The sequence below is a fragment of the Zhongshania sp. R06B22 genome (assembly GCF_040892595.1).
Taxonomy (GTDB): domain Bacteria; phylum Pseudomonadota; class Gammaproteobacteria; order Pseudomonadales; family Spongiibacteraceae; genus Spongiibacter; species Spongiibacter arctica.
This window is the reverse complement of the sequence record NZ_JBFRYB010000001.1, coordinates 143284-161808: the sequence shown is the minus strand read 5'-3', so window position 1 is coordinate 161808 and position 18525 is coordinate 143284. Positions and strand designations below refer to the sequence as shown.

The window sequence follows — 18525 nt, the reverse complement described above, 5'->3', positions numbered from 1 at the left end:
GTAGCCTATTTATTCTGGTTGAGAAGTCCTTTCCGACTTGCTTCATAAATAATATTACTGACGACGTGTGCCATTTCGCTTTGTACTATAGTCTCGCCGCCTTTTTTGACATTGGTTACCCAGAGCGGGCGAGCGAAGAGGTAGACGTGTGGCAGAAGTGATATATAGCCCTTGCGTCGAAATGAATAGGAGTACCTCAATGGGTTTCGTGCACCCTCAGCCGCAATTTTAATATCCCAATCGATACGATCTACGCCGGATGCAGGAACAATAGTGAGCAATAATGCTGGCACGAGCACATTGGACTCGTGCCGCAGGTTTCTGTTTGACTGCGTAGCGTCGATATAGAAGACTGGCTCGGCGTTGGCATTGGGAGCTAAGGTGGTTAAATGGCCACTGGAATTTATAAGTGGCGCCAATTTTTTTGCATCGCCACGGAGGTCAACATAAATAGCTCCATTACGAGGTGCTGGAATATCTCTGACATCGTGAAATGTAACTTGCGTGCTCATATTCTGAGCTGCACAGCCGGAAAGCATCAAGGCGAATCCTATTGTTGTTGATTTTCTGATAGAGCTGAACATTGAATCTAACCCCGCCTCTCGCTATTTATTTGTGTTTAACAAACCCCTTAGATTCGCTTCATAAATAATATTGCTAACGACATGAGCTTTTTCGCTTTCCTCTATTGCGGGAGGCGCTACTTGAGAAGTTTCTCCAAAGTTAGCGTATTTTCCAAAGAGGTAGACATGTGGGAAAAAGGACAGATACCATTTTCTTTTGAACGTGTACGTGTAGCGCGACGGATAGCGTTCCTGTTCAGATTTTATGGCGATCTCCCATTCCTGATTTGTAATTCCAGAAATTGGAATAATCGTAGCGACAAATACTGGAATCCATACAAAAGCATCCTGTCGGCGTTCGTACGTGCGCTGTGTAGCATCGATATAGAATACTGGGGCCGCATTCGCGTGAGGGGGGATTGTTGTTAAATGAGTGCTGGAGTTTACGGAGGTTTCTAGTTGTTTTGCTTGACCTATCAAACCAACGTAAACAGGACCATTGCGAGGCGGTGGAATACTACCAACATCTTGAAACTTAACTTGGGAGCTCATGTTTTGCGAAACACAGCCAAAAAGTGCTATGGCGCAGCATAATACGGTTAATCTTTTTATCGCTCCGAACACTGAGTCCACTCCAGTTTGTTATTTGTTTATATTTAGAAAGCCTTTCCTATTTGCTTCGTAAATAATATTACTAACGACATGAGCTTTCTCACTTTTAACTATAGCATCTGGTGTGATCTGAGAGCTCTCGCCAAATTTTGCGTATTTCCCAAAGAGGTAGACGTGGGGGAAAAAAGATAGATACCACCTTCTTTTGAAAAGGTATGTGCTTCGCGAAGGATATTTATCCGAACTAGATTGTAAGTCAATCTGCCACTCGATACTTTGCACTCCAGATGCTGGGATAATCATCGCAAGGAAGGCAGGAATCCATATGAAGTCATCTTCACTGCGTGCATAAAATTGCTGTTCAGCGTTAATGTAGAATACTGGCGTTGAGTTAGCGCTAGGGGGGAGCGTAGTTAAGTGTGCGCTGGAATTGATCGCATCTGTTAACTCAGTAGCTTGGCCTTTTAAGCCAACATACACTGGGCCATTGCGCGGTGGAGGAATGCTGCCCACATCTTGGAACTGAACTTGGGTGCTCATGGTTTGAGAAGTACAGCCAAGCAGTGTCATTGTGATTAATAATGCGATAGATATCATGCGGATTTCATGCACAATTAATATGCCTTTCTTGAGGGTTTAAAAGAGATAGTTCGGAGTTGGCTTGGTCCAGACTCGCTGCACGTCTCTTTGTTAATACACTGCTATACTTAGCTAGGAAATCTGATATATCGATTTCGTTGAAAGGAGCTGTGGTAAATTAGGTTTTGGGTAGTGATTTCGAACCTTGTTTTTTTTGTTAGACAGCTTAATGGTAGCATAGCTTATGAATTAAGGGAAAAGCGTGAAAGCTATGCATAAAACATATTAGTTGGTCTTTTTTATTAGTAGCAATAATAAGTGATGCGCGCTGCTGTGTATTGGGAACTACTGAATAAACTTTGCCTAAAGCGCTCAGTTCTATCGACTTGTGGTCAATATATCCAAGGTGCTAATTGACTTCAAGCTGATCGAATAAGTGCTGTAGTGGCTATCGCAATTGCGGATTTTCGATGTATTTTTTTTGGCTCTCGCTGGGTGACATAGTTATTTGGCACTAGGTGCCTCATCCGACGAGTCGCCAAAAAGCGGCGATCAATTAAAAAGCGAATTGTCTTTTTGTGGAAAAAGAAGTAAGCAAGAAATTCGCCCGCTATTACTCTCCCTTCGGGTACCCTCACCTCGCAAAAATCCAATGGGATCGCTGCGGAACTCGCCTTCGGCTCAGACAGTCCTCGCTAAAAGCATCCCATTGAATTTCTGCGATGCTCGGTGAGTTCGAAAGTGTGACTTAAAATCGTCCTGCAATCTGGCATCTGATTACTGGTTGTTTTTGATAAGAAACTCTCAGCTTACGCCATCTCCCTTCAGCGCCGCTGAGCACTGCAGCAAGTAACGGCTTAAGCGGGAAACTGTTTGAGCCGAAGGCGAGTTTTTTCCGGGGCACGTTGGCCGCGCCGTTACTTGTGAAGCGCGCAAGACAGAACAGCAGAATAGCTGTTTTGAACGCCCGTAGGGGCGGCCTTTAGGCCGAGTGGCAGGATGCCCCGAGCTACATCAATGGCGTCTTTAGCCATCGACGGTGATGCAGGGTGTTCTTTTTCTTTGCTTGCTTTATTTTTGGGCCAAGCAAAAATAAATTGAGTCGCCCAGCTGGGCGAAATCGAGGCTAGCAGTCGGCGCAAAAAACATTCCGATGATCAGATATCGAAACAACGGCATTCGCTGCGCTCACATGGATACCCGATCGGGGTCGGGTATGACGGAGGTCCTTGCTTGCGATCCACTTTATTCTGTCATCTTTAACTCGATTGAGGATCCATAGACCGGAGACTTTGCGCCGCGACGTGCTCCGCTAGAACCAAAGGCAATCAATCAGCTCACATGGATACCCGATCGGGGTCGGGTATGACGGAGGTCTTTGCTTGCGCCCCACTTTATTCTGTCATCCTCAACTCGATTGAGGATCCATAGACCGCGGACGTTGAACCGCTGCGTGCTTTGTTAGAGCCAAAGGCGTTCGCTGCGCTCATATGGATACCTGATCGGGGTCGGGTATGACGAGATACTAAAGAATCCAAATCTTCGGCGGTATGCCGGGACATTATAGAGTTGTGGCTTAGCCTAAATCCGCCGTAACAAACCCAAAGTATTCACCCGCGCGATGGGTTCAAATAAGCCAGAAGCTAGCGCCATTTTATAAATGGCATAGGGGGCTTGGCCGCCTTCTTCTGGGGCGGGGAATAAATCGTGAATGGCGAGCACGCCACCGGTGATGATTTTACCTGCCCAGCAGCGGTAGTCGCACAGTGCGGCATCGAGGCTGTGACCGCCGTCGATAAAGACCATGGCGAGTGGTGTGTGCCAGTGCCGCGCGCTGACTTCTGATGTCGCAACAATGGGCACAACGGTGTCGTCTAATCCGGCTAGGCGGATATTGCGTCGAAATTCTTTGAAGGTGTCGAAGCGTCCTTCGCCTGCGTCGTAGAGATCAGGGTCGTGAAACATTTCGCCCAGTTGGTGTTCCTCTGAGCCAACGTGGTGATCTACCGCATAAACCACGCTGTTTTTTTGCTGGCAGGCTAGGCCTAGATAAATGGTCGATTTGCCGCAATAGCTGCCAACCTCTAAAACTGGTCCGCGCTCTGCCACAGAAAGGGCCTGTTCATACAGGGCCTTTGCTTCATCGTCGGCTAAAAAGCCTTTAACGTCGTTTATGTGAGGGGGAAGCGCAATTTCCATAACTTTCTCGTGCGGCAAAAATCTGAGCGCGAACAGTAGCCAAATTAGGCCTTCACGGCAACTTACGAAATTGTCAGCTTTGCCGGGTGGTGTGTTTTATTATTAGATACAGTTGATTGATCTTGGCGCTGGTGCCAGCAATTCAATGCTGGTTATACTGCTAGATACATCACAATAACAGTAAATAGGAAGGGCAATTATGCTCAAAGTATACGGCTTTGCAGTTAGCAATTATTTCAATATGGTCAAGCACGTGCTGCTATACAAGGGTATAGAGTTCGAGGAAGTGTTGACCTTTCCCGGTATGGACCCCGCTTATAACCATAAAAGCCCGATGGGTAAGGTGCCTTGCATAGAGACCGAACACGGCTGCTTGGCCGAGACTAGTGTTATTTTAAATTATATTGATGCCGCTTATCCGGCTAAACCACTGTTACCCGCAGATGAATGGCAGCGGGCAAAGGTTAGTGAGCTGATGAAAATGGCGGAGCTGTATTTTGAACTGCCTGCGCGTCGCTTATTCCCTGAAGTGCTCGCCGGTAAGAAGGTAAGTGACGATATTAAAGCCGAAGTGCGCGAAACCATTACCAAGGGTTGTCAGGCTTTGGCACAGCTCGCTAAGCCTTCGCCCTATATGTTTGGTGATGCGATGACCATGGCAGATGTTGTGCTACGTTATTGCATGCTCACCTGTAAGTTGGCCACAGGGGCAGTTTATCAGTGGGATGTATTGGCAGAAGTGCCTGGTCTGCGTGCATGGGATGAGATGATGGCGTCGGCGGATATTTCGAAACAACTAGATTCGGCCATGCAAGAAGGGATGGGGGCATTTTTAGAAGCCGTAAAGGCTAAAGCCTAAGTATTCGTTTATCAGGCGGCAGTCATTTGCCGCCTTGATCCACTTTTTTAAGACTCAGTTTCCAGCGCGTCTAGCTCTTCTTGAATTGCCAACCACTGCTCTTCGGTGTCGTCATTCTGTTCGCGTAAGCTTGCTTGTTCGGCAAGTAGTTTCTTGAGTTTTTCTTTATTGCTCTCTTCATAAAGGCCGGTATCGGCGAGCTGGTTTTCTATGCGCGTCAATTGCTCGGCAAACTTTTGCATGCTCTGTTCTAACTTTTTGAGCTTTGAGGTCAGTGGTGCGAGTTGCGCACGGCGTGCTGCGGCTTGTTGGCGAGCTTGCTTTTTGTCGACCAGAGGTACGCTGCTACTTGCTGCCGTTTCATTTCCGCTCGGCGCGCTTTTATCGCGGTTTAGCAACCAGTGTCGATAGTCTTCAAGGCTGCCATCGAAGGGCTGGGCTTGACCGCTATCGACGAGTAGAAACTCGTCAACGGTATTTCGCAGCAAGTGGCGATCATGGCTGACCAATATCATCGCGCCTTCAAAATTTTGCAGGGCGCTGGTTAGCGCGTGACACATTTCAAGGTCTAGGTGGTTGGTCGGTTCATCGAGCAGTAATACATTCGGGCGCTGCCACACGATGATGGCTAGGGCGAGGCGGGCTTTTTCGCCGCCTGAAAAATTCTCGCAGCTTTGCTCGGCGTGCTTGCCATGAAAATTAAAACCACCGATAAAATTGCGGATTTCCTGCTCGCGAGCATCTGGACGGAGTCTTTGTAGTTGCGTTATTGGGCTGGCGCTTAAATCCAAAGATTCCAGCTGATGCTGATGGAAATAACCCATGTGCAAATGTTCGCCTTGCTGACGCTCACCGCTTAGGGGTTGCAAAGTACCAGCGAGGGTCTTCATCAATGTCGATTTGCCCGCGCCATTTGCGCCCAGCAGCCCAAGTCTAGTGCCAGGGTGAATGCTGATATTGAGCTTGTTGAGGATGGGGCTGTTATAACCCAGCGTGGCTTGAGATAAAGACAGCAGCGGGTCTGAAAACTGCTTGGGTTCATAGAAGCGAAAATTAAATGGTGAATCGATATGCGCGGGGGCGATGTCGGCCATCCGCTCCAGCGCCTTTAATCGACTTTGCGCTTGTTTGGCCTTGGTGGCCTTGGCGCGGAAGCGTCGTACAAAGTCTTCCATGTGAGCGCGAACGACTTGCTGGCGTTCAAATGCTTGCTGCTGTTGGGCGAGGCGCTCGCCGCGTTGCTTTTCAAATGCCGTATAGTTGCCGCGATATCGCATTAGGGATTGGCGGTCTAAATGCACGACGTGGTCGCAGCAGGCATCGATAAAGTCGCGGTCGTGGGAAATTAAAAATAAAGTGCCTTCATAGCGGCTTAACCACTGCTCCAGCCAAAGGCTGGCATCGAGGTCGAGGTGATTTGTCGGCTCATCTAATAGCATCAGATCCGAGGGGCACATGAGCGCTTGTGCTAAATTTAGACGAATTCGCCAGCCGCCGGAGAAGTCGTTGACGGAGCGCTCTAATTCTTCAAGTTTAAAACCTAGGCCGGTGAGCAAGCGCTCGGCATCGCTGTGTATTTGATAGGCATTGATGAGGTCTAATTCGCCATGTAATTCGGCGAGACGATGATCATCCTGACAGCTGGCTATTTGCGCTTCAATGTCGCGAAAGCGATGATGGCCGTCAATAACGTAGTCGATAGCGCGGCGATCACTGGCATCGACCTCCTGCCGCATCTGGGCTATTTGCCACTGAGCGGGGAAGCTCAGGTCGCCGCTATCTTGTACTAGCTTGCCGCACATAAGCTGGAACAAGCTAGATTTTCCGGTGCCGTTGGCGCCGACAAGGGCGATATGTTCGCCGGGATTTACGCGCAGGTCAGCTGATTCGAGCAATGCTTTGCCGCCGCGTTGTAAACTGAGGTTCTGGAATTCAATCATGATGGGGCGCGATTATAGCGTGAGTACCGAGTAATGAATGGAAAATATAGTGCCGGCGGGAAACCACCTAAGACGCTAAGTAAAATGTGGGAGTTTGCCCTAGCGGCGTATTCGGAGCCCATAATACAACGGCATTGCTTGTATTTGCAGGACCATTACCAAATGGATGTAAATATGTTGTTAGCGGCAGGGTTCTGCGGTCAGCAAAACATGCTTTGGAGCTCACCTTTTTGTCAGGAGCTGATTACTTTGGTGGCCCCTATTCGGGAGACTTACGTCATTCCCCTGAGGGCATTGCGCCGTCAGGCTGAGGGAAGTGGCGAGCTTTATGGGGCGCTAAAAACGGCAGAGATTGAAGCTGAGCGCGCGGAGGTGGCGTTGTTGGCGAACGGGATCGCAGGGCTAACAGCTGTAAGTGACGATGACGACAGCTACTTAGAAAATCTATTGGCCTACGCTGCGGTGCACGCGGATGTAAGTCAAGGTCAGCTCCTGTCTGTATGTCGAGACTTAGCCCTTAAGTTTGCCGAAATTCGTTAAAAGTCATCGAAAAGGCTGGCAAGTCGATCGCCCGGCTTGTCTGGGTGGCTGGGGATGTCGCTCATGCGTCGCACTCGTCGCCGGGGAGCTTTATATTCTTTCTCGACGGCTTTCGGTGGTGACGCAGTTACCGCACTTGGCGTTGTTTTGACGGCGGTGGGAGTCGGGGACTTGTCTTTGGCGGCAGTTGTCGCGCTGTTTGCAATTGGTTTGTCATCATCCTTTGGCGCTTGCGCTGCCGATTCCTTTGGGCTCGGCTGGGGTGAGGCGGAACTTGGCGTTTTTGTTTTTGCCGCGGCGGCCTTCGGTATGGTTTTTTTGGCAGCGGGGGTAGCGGCTGCCTGTTTAGCCGCAGGTCGGGTTTTTTCTGGTCTTGCTAGCGCGGTTTCCGCATCGACAATCGCTTTTAGAACTGCCTTTTCTTTGCGGCTTTCCAGTTTTTTCTCGAATATCCTACTGCGCAGCTGGGCTAATTCGGCCTGATGATTATCAAAATGCGCTTGGTGAGTGTCGATACTTGCTTGGGTGCGAGCTTGGATGCTGGGCTTGGCGTCTTTTTGCTCTTTCAATCGCAGTTTTGCCTGAGCCAGCTGGTCGCGAGTTTTATCTATTCTCGATTTTTGAGAAACTTCTTCTTTTTCAAGGAGTAACAGCTCTTGATCAAGCGCCGCAATGTGTTTTTCCCTAAGTGAGTGCAGCTCCGATTGCAGGTTTTGCAGCTCAGCAAGTGGTGTTTTGGCGGTTTTACTTTTGTTTTTATTACCAAACATGAGATTCAACCCTAGGAATGTTCAAAAAACCATCAATCTTCATTATACAAACTTGCCGCCGAGAATCTATCTCCCCAATCAATAATGGATTTATATCCTGTGGCACTGTGTCTCTAGGAACGCTTGTGGCAGACTATGGTCTGAGTATGCATGTCGAATTCGCGGCAGTATTTTTTATCAATAAATAAGGTAGTTACATGAATAAGACACTGGTTTGTGCGGTGGTAATGAGTGGCCTGCTAACAGCTTGCGGCGGTGATACTGCGTCTAAAGCAGATCTTGATACCGAAATCTCTAAGGTTAGCTACGGTATTGGCGCTAATATCGGCGCTCGGTTTGGCGATGATCTTCCTTTAGATGTTGCCGCGTTCAGCGCGGGTGTGCGCGATGCTCTCGCCGGTGGTGAGTTGCAGATGAGTGAAGAAGATATTATGAGCACGCTGCAAGCTTATCAGCAGAAGCAGTTGGCGGTTCGCCAGGAAGAATCTCAACAGGCGGGCGCAGTGAACCAAAAAGCAGCCGACGCGTTTTTTGCTAAAAATAGTACTGAGGAAGGCGTGAAAACCACTGAAACTGGCTTGCAGTATCAGGTGTTGGTGAAGGGTGATGGAGCAATACCTACTGCGGACGACACTGTAGAAGTCCATTATCACGGCACATTGTTAGACGGTAACGTCTTCGATAGCTCTTATCAGCGCGGCGAAACGGTAAGCTTCCCAGTTGGTGGTGTTATCGCTGGGTGGACTGAAGCCCTGCAAATGATGCCAGTAGGCTCTAAGTGGAAATTGTTTATTCCACCCGCTTTAGCATATGGCCCAGGTGGTGCGGGCGAAATGATCGGCCCTAACTCAGCGTTAATCTTTGATGTTGAGTTAATTAGTATTGCGGGCGACGACGAGAAGTAAATTCGTCACTTCGCGAAGCAAAAAAAAGGCCCCATCGGGGCCTTTTTTATATCTTGTTGATCAGCGGTGCAGCACATCCCTGTTGCACCATAGCCATCCTTAACTTACTTTATTTTAGTTTTTTCTGCGCTGTTGTGAAGTCGCGATTAGCTAGTGTGCGTGTAAGACATTTCTCATAACGCGTGAGACGAAGCGCACGGGCGATTTGCCCCACCATAGGTGCCCCCCGTTATATAGACTCACTGGTGACGCTAGCCTCAAAGGGAGATAAGGTTTGCTGTGTCCAGCGTTCAAGCTGCTGTCTTTCGCTGGCGCTAGCTTTGGTGTTAGGCAATACGTCGTAGGCATGGGGGTGGCGATCAAACCATAGCTGAGGTTCTTGGTAGTCCTTAAGCTCAGGTGCTGTAGCCAGCCAAATCATTGTGTCGGCACCCATGCGGCCATCTCGCATAAAGTTTTTTAACTTTCTGTCGAAGGCGGGCAAGGATTTAGCGACTCCGGGTGTGGCCGCCCAGCCGGGATGCATGGTGTAGTAATTCGTTTTGGCAGTGCTTTCTTGGCTCATATACACTAGGGCGCGTTTGGCGCGAGCATAGGCTTTGCTGCCATCGTAAGCTTCTTTTAGAAACTGCATGTCATTTAGCTTAAGGCCTTGAAAATACAAGCCCCCAGATACCACATTAATAATGCGGCTGGCGTCGTTTAGGTGACCCTGAAGTAATTTACTTAGCAGAACGGGGGCGAGAAAGTTTACCGCGAGAGCGCGTTCAAAGCCTTCCTCAGTGTCTTCTCTTGATGAAAACAAGGCACCGGCATTGTTTATTAATACATCAATGCGGGGCTGAGTTTCTACTATTTTACGAGCACCAGCAGCTGTCGCCTGCAGTGAGCTTATGTCAGCTTCAATCACGCGCAGCGCATGTGGATCGCAGCCACTGAAATCTTCAATTTGCTTGGCGGCCTTCTGGAGTTTTGAAGTGTCTCTGCCGATTAAAATCAGGGTGGCACCTAAGCGTGCAAGCTCGCAGGCAGCGTCTAAGCCTATGCCGGCGGTCGGTCCGGTAATGGCAACAACTTTGCCATCCATTCTATTACTGTGTGATTTACGGGGCATCGAAAGATAGCCGCGTTTACCAAAAGAAAGGGTTGCGGGCACAATAAGTTTGTCGCAGAGATCGTTTTTAAGCCGGCGGTCTGCGGGAGAGCTGGGGTTAGTAAGCGCCTGCTCTAAGCCGCTTACCGCTTTTTTACCAAGACGGTTTAGCAGTGGTTTGAACATCCACGCGAATGGCGGCTGTAGCCATTCCAAGTCGAGCTCGGCGCGATAGTCTATACAGGTTTTGGCATCGTCTATTGCGCTGAAGCTAAGGGTGTCGAACGCCGTGAAGTTGTCGCCTTGGCCTTGTAAAATTAGCTGATTGGGCTCGTCGATCGCTACTTGGGTGTAGCGCATCGCCGACAGCTTGTTGGCTGGTAATTTGAGTATAACTTCATATTCTGCGCCGACCTGAGGGCTACCCGGGGTCAACTTGCTCGAACGATACACACCGGGATCCCACTGCTCGATGGTTGAAAAGTCTTTTAGGTAGGAAAAACACTCCTCGATGGGGCGGTTAATAATAATCTTCTCGTGGAGAGTGTACTTCATCGGGATAATGTCTCTGATTAGTTTAGCGTCGAAATGGACTGTGCGGTTGTTCGCTGGGGCACTATTGCCTTTGCGTTACCTGCTACTTACGAACTCATATGATTTCCAGATCAGTGGTGTGTGGCCGCGAACTGCCTCGCTCGGCCCTGAGGAATGTGGCTCCAAGGTTTCGCTGAGAATGTTAAACGGCGCGGCTTCGGGATAATGCCTACGTCTAATAATTGCGCCGGTGCGGATTGGTAACTAGCTGATATCTATAATAAAAAGACTCAGTATCACCATCACGCTGACCAGTATCGCTAGATGGGTGTTAAGGGTGTTTTTCAAAGTAGCGTCATCCTTGCTATTTAACATAATCGTTCCCTCTATTAAGTGCTTCAATGATGATAGAGAAGCGCTGGTAGCTGTTGCAGCGATCCACTATGGCTCAGTTTACGATGTTTTTGCGAGTTTGGTTTTGATATAGCAAGACTGTATAAGGGCGAGCTGCGCTTAGAAATAACAAGATGAGAGGCACTCTATTGCGGTGCATTTTGTGTGACGATTCGCGTCAACTGAAACTCAGTGCAGTTTTTAAGGCGGCGATTGCCTCCCGCTTGGGACTGTTTGTTAGCGAAATCCTGCGCTTACATTGTCTATAGTGAGTAAAAAGATGACAGGGTCAGTCTTTGAATTTGCAATAATACGACATAGTGAAGTGTTTTTATGCGATGTGGTTGCCGAACACATTTGGGTCGTTATTATGTTTGCGCACCATTTTCGTGCTCCTGCGTGAACAACATAGGTCGATTGAGTCACACAATGTTGTGACATAAGGTAACATATTGATGCTTTTGTGTAGTTGGCATCAAGTCTGCAATTCCCTCCCTTGATATTTAGTGTACGGCCAAGTCGTGTTCTCGTTTGGCATCACAATTCGTTTTACAAGGTAGGGATTTTCTATGCGATTTAGTGTGAATGTGAGATTTATTTTCAGGATATTACTGATCGCCGGTTTACTAAGCGTGATTTCTGCTTGTGGTGGTAATTCAGTGGAGCGCACTGGGCCCAGTCAGAATAGTGACACAGGTGGAGATACCGGCGGAGATACCGGTGGAGATACCGGTGGAGATACCGGCGGAGATACCGGCGGAGATACCGGCGGAGATAGCGGTGGAGATACCGGTGGAGATACCCGCGGAGATACCGGTGGAGATACCGGTGGAGATACCGGTGGAGATACCGGTGGAGATACCGGTGGAGATACCGGTGGAGATACCGGTGGAGATACTGGTGGAGATACCGGTGGAGATACCGGCGGAGATACCGGTGGAGATACCGGCGGAGATACCGGTGGAGATACTGGAGAGGAACCCAAAGGAGCGCCAGAGCGCTTCGATGCAACCGCGGCCGATGCAGACGCAGAGGGCCCGTATGCCGTTTCCGGTGCAATTGATTTCAAATACGCGGCCATTCCAGCCACAAAAAATGTGGATGGAAGTAGCGGCGAGCGAGTAAGCACCTTTGACGACCTGATCGATGTACTTGGTGTGATTCACTATCCGCTAGTTAGCGCAGATACCCCGGCGCCGATGGCGGGATTCCCAATAATTCTATTTCAGCATGGCCGTCATTCCACTTGCTCGACGACAGGCGATGCCAACGGCGATGAGTCCTCCGGTACGGATTGCGAAGCCAATGGCTTGGTGCCAATACGGTCGGATAAAGGCTACGACTATATTGCAGAGACCATGGCTTCAAATGGCTATGTAGTTATCTCCATTGATGTAAATGACATTAATGCGCTGGACTCGGGCTCAAATGATCAAGGTATTACCGCGCGCGCTGAGGTGATTCTGCACCATCTCGATATCTTTCGAGATATTGCGGAAAACCCAGCGTCTACCTTTGCTGTAGACGCGAATGGCAATGATTTCAGCTCATTATATGGCTTTATGGATTTTTCAAGCATCGGTTTGATGGGCCATTCCCGGGGCGGTAACGGTGTTGCTAAAGCGATTACCTATAATCAGGATGCGCGCTTCCGCAGTAGTAGCAACTTTGATTTGCCCCATGAAATCAAAGCGGTGTTCTCTTTGGCGCCGACCGATTTTGATTCTGAATTGCCCTTGAATACCGCGTGGGTGACTTTGTCACCGTATTGCGATGGCGATGTATCTACCCTGCATGGGGTGTATATGTACGACAACGTTCGCTACAACGCCAATGATGTATCTCAGCCGCAATTTATGGTGACCTCGATGGGGGCAAATCATAATTACTACAATGATTTTTGGTTTAATGATGACGCTACGCTCAATGGCTTTGACCCTTATTGTACTGAGGCGTCGCCGGTCACTGGCCGCTATTCTCGTACAGACCAAAAACGTCACGGTGAATTTCTAATTGCGAGCTTTCTGCGCTTGTTTGTTGGAGCCGAGTCGCAGTTCGCCGGTTATTGGAGCGGCTATGAGCGCGCGCCTAGCAGTGCGTGTCCCGAGGGCGTAGACACCTGCGATGAACGCCTACATATGTCGTTTCATCAGTCTAAGGAAAACCTCACGGTTGTCGATACCACCCTTACTGATAAGTCGTTGACCGAGAACGAGTTTGGTCTTGCCAATAGTCTTGATGGATTTATCTTTACAGGTTGGTGTGCGCCCAACGGCGGCAGTCTTGAGGACCTGCTGGGTATGAATCCTGACCGTTGCCCGTCAGTCGCAACAATTTCTAAGGCGCCACAGATTTTTGGTGGTTATGTAGGTAGGTTTGCAAGTATTAATTATGCGCTGCCTACTGAGGGGCTCGATGTCAGTGATAAAGATTTCTTAACCCTGCGCGTGGGGGTTAGTGTGACGCCCGAAAATGCCTTTGGGCAGGACTTCACGTTGACCTTGACGGATATAAATGGGGTGTCAGTCAGCTTATTGGCTAGTGACTTTACCGATGCACTGTATTTTCCACCGGGGCTGACAGTAGCTGCGCGGGACACCGGCGCGAAGACGGTAATCAATATGGTGCCATTCAGGCTGGATGCTCAAGCTTTGTTTGATTCTGAATTAGACTTAAGCAAGCTGACTAATATTAATGTCGCCTTCGATCAGCGTCTGGCGGGAACGATTCAAATCACCGATGTGTTGTTTCAGAAAGTGCCTTATTAAATAAGGCTGCCTTACTGGAACCCGCCTTGCTAGAGCCGACCTTGCTAAAGCCAGCGGTATTAGTATTTGTTAAGGTATAAAAAAACGGGGCGAAAGCCCCGTTTTTTTGTCTTTAAAAACCGACTCTAAAATCAAGCTGGTAGGTTGTTTGATCTGGATGAGGCGTTTTCGTGTAGTTGCCTGGAATAAGAGGCTGATCGAGGATTAGAACCGCATCCTGTTCTTGGCTTAGATTGCGGGCCTGGAAGTTCACTGACCAGCCGTTCATTTCGGAGCGCAGTCCCAAGCCGGCGTCGATGCGGGTGATCGCCTCTTGCAGGGTGTTTGGGTCTATATCTGAGTCAAGATAGCGCTGACCGCTGTAGGAAATATTCATGCGAACACTGCCTAAAATGTCTGCACTTCCAAATATCGGGAATTCCCAGCGTGGTGACAGTGAGCCAGACCAGCGCGGTGCATAAGGGAGCGGCCTGCCGCTTAGATCTTGCGTCTCATTTTGCTCAGAGGTGAAAAGCGGTGGGCCTTCGGTGAAGCTGTCGTATTTCGCATCTAGGTAGGCAAGGCTACCTGCCAAGCTAACACCGTCAATGGGCGGTAGCCAAAAGAAGTCCATTTCGGCGCCGCGGCTAGACGACTCAGGTGCGTTAAATGTGGTCAGGGTGACACCGGAGAATGTACGAATTTGCAGATTCTTTACGTCGCTGTCGAATACGGCCATATTCAAGGTTAGAGAACCGCCGAGTAGGCGAGACTTCACACCGGCTTCATAAGTGAGGGTTTCCTCTCCTTTATAAGTAAGGTTGTCGTCGTTGAGTGGCGCGGGGTCGAAACCGCCGGCTTTAAAGCCCTTTGCCGCATTCACATATACATTAATGTCAGGCAGTATTTCGTAATTAAAGGCCACCTTGGGCGACACATTACTTTCTTTAATACTTAGATTGGGCGCGTCAAAATCACGTTGATTGAGTGAGCCTCCAGAGATACTGAGACCTGCGGCCACTTCAGAATAAGATGAACCTTCTGACTCATCTTCGCCATAGCGAATCCCTGCGGTTGCCGTCAGGCGGTCAGTTAATATCCAGTTAAATTGCGAGAAAACTGCAAAGGATTGGGTTGTTGATTCGGTCGCAGAAATATAGCGTTCACGATCAATAAAGCCCGGAATTAAATCGGGTAGCGAGATTGGCAGATCAATAAGTAATGGGTCAAAGGGCAATTGAATATTTTGCACAATAGCGCCAGCCCGGGCGAAGGCAATAAGGCCATTCAGGCTGACATCAATATCTTGGAAAACATCATTAGTTGATTCTTGTGCGAACACCCCAAACACGAAATCCATACCTTCGCCCCAGTCGAAGGGGGCATCAAGGCCGCCGGCCAAACGCACTTCTATCGCCGTTGCTGAATAGGGGTTACCTTCTGGTGGTTCGTTAAATGCCACCAGTGGCACTGGCGAATAGTCAACATCTAGTGAGTAGGGCGTAATAACTTCAGACCACGAGGCGATGGTGGTGAGTTCGGGGGCGATAATGCCCATCATGTCATCGGGGCGCCAAATTAAGGCTAAAGATGCGGCTTTTACTTCGCGGTCTGAACGTGTTGGCGCATCGGTCGAGGTGTTTTGGTTGTAGGCATCGGCCTCGGTTTGCGGATCAAATTCTCGGAATACCCGCAGGCTGCGATCGCTGGCAATAAAGAGCGACTGGGTATAACCCTTGGTCAGTGATTCTGCATAGAGCCCGGTGAAATTTGCAGTAAGCGTGTCGCTTAAAAACCAGCTTAATTTAAGGCGGAGAGCCTTATCTTCCTGAGTTTGTTGTTCATCCCGGGTGCTGTTGTACTCAAGCGTGTCGGCATCGTTGTAGCGAAATGCCAATCGAGCTAAAAAGTTCTCGCCTAACAGTGGGCCAGAGATTGCCCCTTCTATATTGTTGCTTTCAATATTCTCACCGTGACCGTACTTGATGTACCCCTCTGGCTCTGAGGTTGGGTCCATAGTGTGGAAATTAAGTACGCCGCCCAACGTGTTTTTGCCAAATAGCGTTCCCTGTGGGCCTCGCAGTACTTCTAGGCGGTCGATATCAAATACCGCATCTTGCGCAAAGGTAGATCGACCATAGGGAACATCATCGATAACAAGGCCAATAGACGGCTCAAACCCAACGCCCAGTGGTGGGGTGCCAAAACCGCGAATGGTGATACTGGTATACAGCGCAAGTGACGAATCAAAGCTCACGTTGGGAATGTAGCGGGTAATCTCACCGACATCCGATAAGCCTGATTCCTGGATGAAATCGGCTCCGATGACAGAGATCGACAACGGCACATCCTGCGCGCTTTCGGCCTTCTTGTTGGCGGTTACAATGACTTCTTCAATAATACGTGGCGCCGCATAGAGCGGACTGCTAAGTAGGCCGGCACCAGTCGCGACAAGTGCTGTCGTGCTGAAATACCTGATGGCCTTGCTGAGAAAATGTGCTTTTGCAGTGTTCCGTTGGGGCATCGTATACCTTCCATCATTTTTATTGTGAACTTGCTAATCTCAATGGTTATAGAGCTATAGCTTTTACAAGCATTGAATGTAGCACTAAGAAGTGGCATTTGCATGTTCGCTGGCGCGCAATTGTGATCTAAGGCGACAGTATGAGTGGCGTATGAGGACAGTTGCTGTGAGGTGGGTCTCACTGGACGATACCTGCGGCATCGCCTTATTTGCCACTCACCGTAGAGTAGTAATCCTCACGCGGAATCAATTCCTTGGGTGATTGAGGCGTATTCACCGCTTCAGTTCGGGTGAGCGGAGATTGCCGGAACTCGGTAAAAATAAGGTACGGCTGTTACTGCAAGCTGGCTGGATATTACTTAAAAATGTTGGTGATATTACTAGAGGTATAGGGGGAGGCAAAAGCGGGAGCGTTGATTGGGATTTATCTGGCCAATAATTACGGTACGAAACAAACACTATGGCCCTTGAAGACAAAATTTCCGGCAGCGGTCATGACAAGGCTCAACGCAAGGGCCAATACTTAATAAGACTTAGAAGCCAATGGCCGAAAGTAATTTTACTTTAGCGGATCTTACGCTATCAAAATGTGATCTTGTTTCAAAGTCGGTCCCCGGAAAAATCTATCCTTTCGGTTGGGGTGATCTAGATAAAAGTTGATTACTATCTGTTGTGCCTGTTGCTATCCGATGAGTTTGAGAGCTAGGGCATAATAAGAGGTATCGTTATGAATAAAAAAATAAAATCTAACATTGTCACTCGTCGAGTTCCTTTTGAATTCCCCGATGATATACACCCACACTGGACGCCAGATAGGCCAGAATTTGCACATATGTGGAATGGTTTATCGCTAACCATGCCATATTTAGAGCCCTATCTTATTCGTACAATGCGTGAAGGCCTGAAACGGGTAGACGACCCTGCGGTGCTCGCTGATGGCTTTGCGTTTATTGCCCAAGAAGGTCAGCATTATCAAGTTCATCAGCGCTTCAACGATATGCTAAAAAATAATGGCTATCCGGAATTAGCTGAAATTGAAAAAGGGATGGAAAAATACTATGCGCGACTGAGTAAGAAATCGCTTGCGCATAGAATGGCATATAGCGCTGGCTTCGAATCGATGACCCTAGGGGCGACGCGCTTTATTATAGAAGAGCGGTCAAAAAACTTTCTCAATGCAGACAGTCGAGTGGCGTCTTTTTGGCTGTGGCATATGGTTGAGGAAACTGAACATAAAAACTGTGCTTACGACGCTTATCAAGCTGCGTGCGGAGGTTATTTCACTAGAGCCTTTGGTGTTTTGCATGGGACATGGGGTGTCTTCTGGCCGGGAATAAAAGCTGCAGCGCTTATGCTAAAAAAGGACGGTCTTTGGTATAACTGGCGCTCACGGCTAAACTTTTATAAATATGTGGCAAGTTTCTTAAAATACGTTCTTCCCTACATCGCTAGATCCATGATGCCGGGGCATACGCCGCGTTCCGAAAAAGATTCCGAGTGGGTTAAAGAGTGGCTGAGAAGCTATCCATCAGAAATGACCCTTGCCGAAGCACCGCTTGTCGATACCAGCACTCCCGCCATGCCAGTGCCAAAAATGAAATTTATAAAAACAGAGGTAAACCATGCAGTCGTCTAAGGAATTAATAGGTACTCAAAGAATGTTAATCGCAAGTGGTGCCTTGCTAATCTTCTTTGCTGGGGTTGCCGGGTTTGGATTTCTATTTTATCTGCTGGGTGAAATTCGCTTGTGGCCGTTCCCGACTATTGAATATCAGATGCCGGGTTCCGTAAAAGCGTGGAGAATGACGCATTTAGAAGGAGTTTTAGGTGGGGTAATTCATTGGATTTTTGCCTTGCTACTGCCCTTGCTGCCATTCACTATAAAAACTATCCGTAGAATGAGCGTCGCCATGATCTCGGTTGGCTGGATGTTCACTATTGCCTCATCAATGGACGCCCTATTTACAGATAGCCGGGGACTCGCATATGGTGGTCCACTAACTAATAATATTGCTTTTTTCCTGTTTTACGTCGGCATTCTTATGGTTATGTATATCTTGCTAGTAATAGCGTATCGCTCCCTGCGGGCGTCTGATTAATATAAGTTTTGATTGGCGTTGCGAGCTTCCTTAGCGTTGCGCAACGTCATCATGAATATACTTATTGAAACTTATCGGCAATACATCGAATTTAAAGTAATAAAATAGTAATTGTCTGTGAGTGTGTGGCGGCGACCCACTCTTATATTTTTAGCGTTGCCAGACCAG

Annotated in this window: 14 protein-coding genes; 6 read left to right on the top strand and 8 right to left on the bottom strand. The window is 48.6% G+C overall.

Translation table 11 applies throughout. The features are described from left to right. Window positions 1-5: 5 nt before the first annotated feature. The 4 genes from AB4875_RS00645 to AB4875_RS00630 all read right to left on the bottom strand — a co-directional run bounded on the left by AB4875_RS00645 (window position 6) and on the right by AB4875_RS00630 (window position 3953). Window positions 6-584 carry a hypothetical protein gene (locus AB4875_RS00645; protein WP_368374097.1) on the bottom strand — a complete coding sequence of 193 codons (579 nt, stop codon included), beginning with the start codon at window positions 582-584 and terminating at the stop codon, window positions 6-8. A 21-nt stretch (window positions 585-605) separates the two neighbouring features. Further along, complete coding sequence (locus AB4875_RS00640) at window positions 606-1187, bottom strand: hypothetical protein (RefSeq protein ID WP_368374096.1); 582 nt, start codon at window positions 1185-1187, stop codon at window positions 606-608. 18 nt (window positions 1188-1205) lie between these two features. Continuing rightward, window positions 1206-1787, bottom strand: a complete 582-nt coding sequence (locus AB4875_RS00635) for a hypothetical protein (RefSeq protein ID WP_368374095.1) — start codon at window positions 1785-1787, stop codon at window positions 1206-1208. Window positions 1788-3335: 1548 nt separating this feature from the next. After that, on the bottom strand, window positions 3336-3953 hold the full coding sequence (locus AB4875_RS00630) for a class I SAM-dependent methyltransferase (RefSeq protein WP_368374094.1): 618 nt from the start codon (window positions 3951-3953) through the stop codon (window positions 3336-3338). 199 nt (window positions 3954-4152) lie between these two features. On the opposite strand from AB4875_RS00630, the gene AB4875_RS00625 reads away from it, so the two are divergent. Further along, complete coding sequence (locus tag AB4875_RS00625; RefSeq protein ID WP_368374093.1) at window positions 4153-4812, top strand: glutathione S-transferase family protein; 660 nt, start codon at window positions 4153-4155, stop codon at window positions 4810-4812. A 47-nt stretch (window positions 4813-4859) separates the two neighbouring features. On the opposite strand, the gene AB4875_RS00620 is transcribed toward AB4875_RS00625, so the two are convergent. Beyond that, entirely contained in the window at window positions 4860-6752 is a 1893-nt protein-coding gene (locus tag AB4875_RS00620) for an ATP-binding cassette domain-containing protein (RefSeq protein ID WP_368374092.1), read from the bottom strand. A 33-nt stretch (window positions 6753-6785) separates the two neighbouring features. Here AB4875_RS00620 and AB4875_RS00615 point away from each other — a divergent pair, with 33 nt between their 5' ends. Next, on the top strand, window positions 6786-7292 hold the full coding sequence (locus tag AB4875_RS00615) for a TIGR02444 family protein (protein WP_368374091.1): 507 nt from the start codon (window positions 6786-6788) through the stop codon (window positions 7290-7292). Here AB4875_RS00615 and AB4875_RS00610 read toward each other — a convergent pair. Beyond that, window positions 7289-8062 (bottom strand): hypothetical protein, encoded by a 774-nt coding sequence (locus tag AB4875_RS00610; RefSeq protein ID WP_368374090.1) that lies wholly within the window; start codon window positions 8060-8062, stop codon window positions 7289-7291. The two genes, AB4875_RS00615 and AB4875_RS00610, sit on opposite strands and share 4 nt — an antisense overlap. A gap of 197 nt (window positions 8063-8259) precedes the next feature. On the opposite strand from AB4875_RS00610, the gene bamJ reads away from it, so the two are divergent. Then, window positions 8260-8967: a BamJ family beta-barrel-assembly machinery protein gene (gene bamJ, locus AB4875_RS00605; RefSeq protein ID WP_368374089.1), complete on the top strand. Its 708-nt coding sequence runs from the start codon at window positions 8260-8262 to the stop codon at window positions 8965-8967. Window positions 8968-9196: 229 nt separating this feature from the next. Here bamJ and AB4875_RS00600 read toward each other — a convergent pair whose 3' ends face one another. Then, window positions 9197-10615 carry an SDR family NAD(P)-dependent oxidoreductase gene (locus AB4875_RS00600; protein WP_368374088.1) on the bottom strand — a complete coding sequence of 473 codons (1419 nt, stop codon included), beginning with the start codon at window positions 10613-10615 and terminating at the stop codon, window positions 9197-9199. 941 nt (window positions 10616-11556) lie between these two features. On the opposite strand from AB4875_RS00600, the gene AB4875_RS00595 reads away from it, so the two are divergent. After that, window positions 11557-13755: an alpha/beta hydrolase gene (locus tag AB4875_RS00595; RefSeq protein WP_368374087.1), complete on the top strand. Its 2199-nt coding sequence runs from the start codon at window positions 11557-11559 to the stop codon at window positions 13753-13755. 112 nt (window positions 13756-13867) lie between these two features. Here AB4875_RS00595 and AB4875_RS00590 read toward each other — a convergent pair whose 3' ends face one another. Further along, a complete protein-coding gene (locus AB4875_RS00590) occupies window positions 13868-16258 on the bottom strand; it encodes a TonB-dependent receptor (protein ID WP_368374086.1) in 2391 nt (796 codons plus the stop codon). A 727-nt stretch (window positions 16259-16985) separates the two neighbouring features. On the opposite strand from AB4875_RS00590, the gene AB4875_RS00585 reads away from it, so the two are divergent. Beyond that, window positions 16986-17894 carry a metal-dependent hydrolase gene (locus AB4875_RS00585; RefSeq protein ID WP_368374085.1) on the top strand — a complete coding sequence of 303 codons (909 nt, stop codon included), beginning with the start codon at window positions 16986-16988 and terminating at the stop codon, window positions 17892-17894. A 22-nt stretch (window positions 17895-17916) separates the two neighbouring features. Next, the gene (locus AB4875_RS00580) at window positions 17917-18357 is read left to right on the top strand and encodes a styrene oxide isomerase (protein WP_368374084.1); all 441 of its coding nucleotides are present in this window, start codon (window positions 17917-17919) and stop codon (window positions 18355-18357) included. The last annotated feature ends 168 nt before the right edge of the window (window positions 18358-18525 follow it).

Bases quoted from the DNA above. Each gene is read 5' to 3' on its own strand.
- AB4875_RS00645 (WP_368374097.1), bottom strand. From the start codon at position 584: ATGTTCAGCTCTATCAGAAAATCAACAACAATAGGATTCGCCTTGATG.
- AB4875_RS00630 (WP_368374094.1), bottom strand. From the start codon at position 3,953: ATGGAAATTGCGCTTCCCCCTCACATAAACGACGTTAAAGGCTTTTTA.
- AB4875_RS00625 (WP_368374093.1), top strand. From the start codon at position 4,153: ATGCTCAAAGTATACGGCTTTGCAGTTAGCAATTATTTCAATATGGTC.
- AB4875_RS00620 (WP_368374092.1), bottom strand. From the start codon at position 6,752: ATGATTGAATTCCAGAACCTCAGTTTACAACGCGGCGGCAAAGCATTG.
- AB4875_RS00615 (WP_368374091.1), top strand. From the start codon at position 6,786: ATGAATGGAAAATATAGTGCCGGCGGGAAACCACCTAAGACGCTAAGT.
- AB4875_RS00610 (WP_368374090.1), bottom strand. From the start codon at position 8,062: ATGTTTGGTAATAAAAACAAAAGTAAAACCGCCAAAACACCACTTGCT.
- bamJ (WP_368374089.1), top strand. From the start codon at position 8,260: ATGAATAAGACACTGGTTTGTGCGGTGGTAATGAGTGGCCTGCTAACA.
- AB4875_RS00600 (WP_368374088.1), bottom strand. From the start codon at position 10,615: ATGAAGTACACTCTCCACGAGAAGATTATTATTAACCGCCCCATCGAG.
- AB4875_RS00595 (WP_368374087.1), top strand. From the start codon at position 11,557: ATGCGATTTAGTGTGAATGTGAGATTTATTTTCAGGATATTACTGATC.
- AB4875_RS00590 (WP_368374086.1), bottom strand. From the start codon at position 16,258: ATGCCCCAACGGAACACTGCAAAAGCACATTTTCTCAGCAAGGCCATC.
- AB4875_RS00585 (WP_368374085.1), top strand. From the start codon at position 16,986: ATGAATAAAAAAATAAAATCTAACATTGTCACTCGTCGAGTTCCTTTT.
- AB4875_RS00580 (WP_368374084.1), top strand. From the start codon at position 17,917: ATGTTAATCGCAAGTGGTGCCTTGCTAATCTTCTTTGCTGGGGTTGCC.